Genomic DNA, 2599 nt, shown 5'->3' with positions numbered 1-2599 from the left:
ATCGTGGCGGTGAGCACAACAACAGAAAGTAAACGAATCATTAAAAGCCCCCAAAACAAAGCAACTAACACTCAAAATATATTTGACTGTCATTCAAAGGCAAGTGAAAAATAACCATGTTTCACCCGAACAGGCTGTTTTGCCGCAATCCCACTCAGATCCGTTCTGCTGTGCCTCCTGAGTGCGCAAAATGATGTTTTATGAAGATTTCAGGCGCGGTTGCGCACCAGCGTGAGCATGGCGATGCCGCACCAGATGATGTTGAGCACCATCGACGGAATGGCGCCGTGGTATGCGGTGTTGACCACGAAGCCAACCGCACCCACCAAATTCAGCCATTGGAAGATCGGCGACTTGCCATCAAGCCGGCCGGCGCTGGCCAGCGCATAGGCTGCCAGCACCAGAACCGCCCCGATCCAGCCCGCCGCCTCGATGGCAAGCGTTTGCCCGTTCATGCAGACGCGAGGTTGCGCAGCACGTAGGGCAGGATGCCGCCGGCGTAATAATAGGCCAGCTCCTGCTCGGTATCGATCCGGCACAGGGTTTCAAAACTGCCGGTCGAACCATCCGGGCGGGTGAAGGCCACGGTGAGCATCTGGCGCGGTTTGAGATTGGCGAGGCCGGTGATTTCGAACACTTCTTCACCGGTGAGGCCAATCGACTTGCGGTCGCTGCCAGCGGCGAATTCCAGCGCCAGCACGCCCATGCCGACCAGGTTGGACCGGTGGATACGTTCAAAGCTTTCGGCGATGACAGCGCGCACGCCCAGCAGCGTGGTGCCCTTGGCCGCCCAATCGCGGCTGGAGCCGGTGCCATATTCCTTGCCGGCGACGACCACCAGCGGCGTGCCGTCGGCCTTGTAGGCCATGGCGGCATCATAGATGGCGTGCTGCTGGCCTGTGGGCAAGTGACGGGTCACGCCGCCTTCCACGCCCGGCACCATTTCGTTGCGGATGCGGATGTTGGCAAAGGTGCCGCGCATCATCACTTGGTGGTTGCCGCGGCGGGCGCCATAGCTGTTGAATTCTGCCTTGGTCACCTGGCGTTCGGTCAGGTAGCGGCCGGCGGGGCTCGATTCCTTGATGCTGCCGGCCGGGCTGATGTGATCGGTGGTGATGCTATCACCAAACACGGCCAGGGCGCGGGCGGCGATGATGTCGGCCACCGGGGCGGGCGTCATCGTCATGCCGTCGAAATAGGGCGGGTTCTGCACATAGGTGGACGCCGGGTTCCAGCGGTAGGTGGCGCCGCCTTCAACCTTGATGGCCTGCCAGCGTTCATCGCCATCGAACACATTGGCATAGCGCGCGGCAAACATTTCCGGCGTGACATTGGCCATCACCATGCCGGCGACTTCGGCGTTGGTGGGCCAGATGTCCTTCAGATAGACCGGGCCGTTGGTGCCTTCACCGATCGGTTCCTTGGTCAGATCCTTGCGCATCGTGCCGGCCAGCGCATAGGCGACGACCAGCGGCGGCGAGGCGAGATAATTGGCCTTTACATCCGGCGAGACGCGGCCTTCGAAGTTGCGGTTGCCCGACAATACCGAGCAGGCCACGATATCGTTGGCGTTGATGGCCTCGGAGATCGGCTCTGGCAGCGGGCCGGAGTTGCCGATGCAGGTGGTGCAGCCATAGCCAACCAGGTTGAAGCCCAGCGCATCCATGTCTGCCGTCAGGCCAGACTTGTCGAAATAATCGGTGACGACCTTGGAGCCCGGGGCAAAGCTGGTCTTCACCCAGGGCTGGTTTTTCAGGCCAAGCGCGCGCGCTTTGCGGGCGACGAGGCCGGCAGCGACGAGCACGGCGGGGTTGGAGGTGTTGGTGCAGCTGGTGATGGCGGCCAGCACGACATCGCCGTGGCCGATATCATAACTGGCGCCGGCCACCGGCACCCGCTGCGCCATATGTTCGGCCTTGCCGTAGCTGCCAGCCAGTTCCTTTTCATAGGCCGGCTTGGCGTCGGAGAGCAGCACCTTGTCCTGCGGGCGGCGCGGGCCGGCGAGGCTGGGCATGACGCTGCCCAGATCAAGCTCCAGCGTGTCGGTGAACACCGGATCGGGCGTATCGGCATCGCGCCACAGGCCCTGCGCGCGTGCATAGGCTTCGACCAGCGCGACATTTTCAGCCGTGCGGCCGGACAGCACCAGATAATCGATGGTCTTGGTATCGACCGGGAAGAAGCCGCAGGTGGCGCCATATTCCGGCGCCATGTTGGCCAGCGTGGCGCGATCAGCCAGCGTGAGTGCATCGAGGCCGGGGCCAAAATATTCCACAAAGCGCCCAACGACGCCCTTTTTGCGCAGCATCTGGGTGGCGGTGAGCACCAGATCGGTGGCGGTCACGCCTTCGGCCAGATTGCCGACCAGCTTGAAGCCGACGACTTCGGGGATCAGCATGGAAACCGGCTGGCCCAGCATTGCGGCTTCGGCTTCGATACCGCCAACGCCCCAGCCCAGCACGCCCAGGCCGTTGATCATGGTGGTGTGGCTGTCGGTGCCGACGCAGGTATCCGGATAGGCGACGGTCGCGCCCGAGGCGTCTTCGCTGCTCCAGACGGTTTTGGCGAGATATTCCAGATTGACCTGGTGGCAGATGCC

The 2599-nt window shown here is 62.4% G+C and carries 2 protein-coding genes; both read right to left on the bottom strand.

What is annotated here, in order from left to right; translation table 11 throughout:
* Positions 1-209 precede the first annotated feature (209 nt).
* Positions 210-455, bottom strand: coding sequence for a CBU_0592 family membrane protein (locus RMO81_RS07765; protein WP_310475257.1), 246 nt, complete (start codon positions 453-455; stop codon positions 210-212).
* The coding region (acnA, locus tag RMO81_RS07760) for an aconitate hydratase AcnA (RefSeq protein ID WP_310475255.1) at positions 452-2599 on the bottom strand (2148 nt) is incomplete at its 5' end. The genes acnA and RMO81_RS07765, both read right to left, overlap by 4 nt.

The sequence above is a fragment of the Sandarakinorhabdus sp. genome, from assembly GCF_031422795.1.
Lineage (GTDB): Bacteria > Pseudomonadota > Alphaproteobacteria > Sphingomonadales > Sphingomonadaceae > Sandarakinorhabdus.
The sequence above is the reverse complement of the archived record's forward strand: the minus strand, read 5'-3'. Positions and strand labels throughout refer to the sequence as shown.

Coding starts and splice junctions, on each gene's coding strand:
- RMO81_RS07765 (WP_310475257.1), bottom strand. CDS start 455: ATGAACGGGCAAACGCTTGCCATCGAGGCGGCGGGCTGGATCGGGGCG.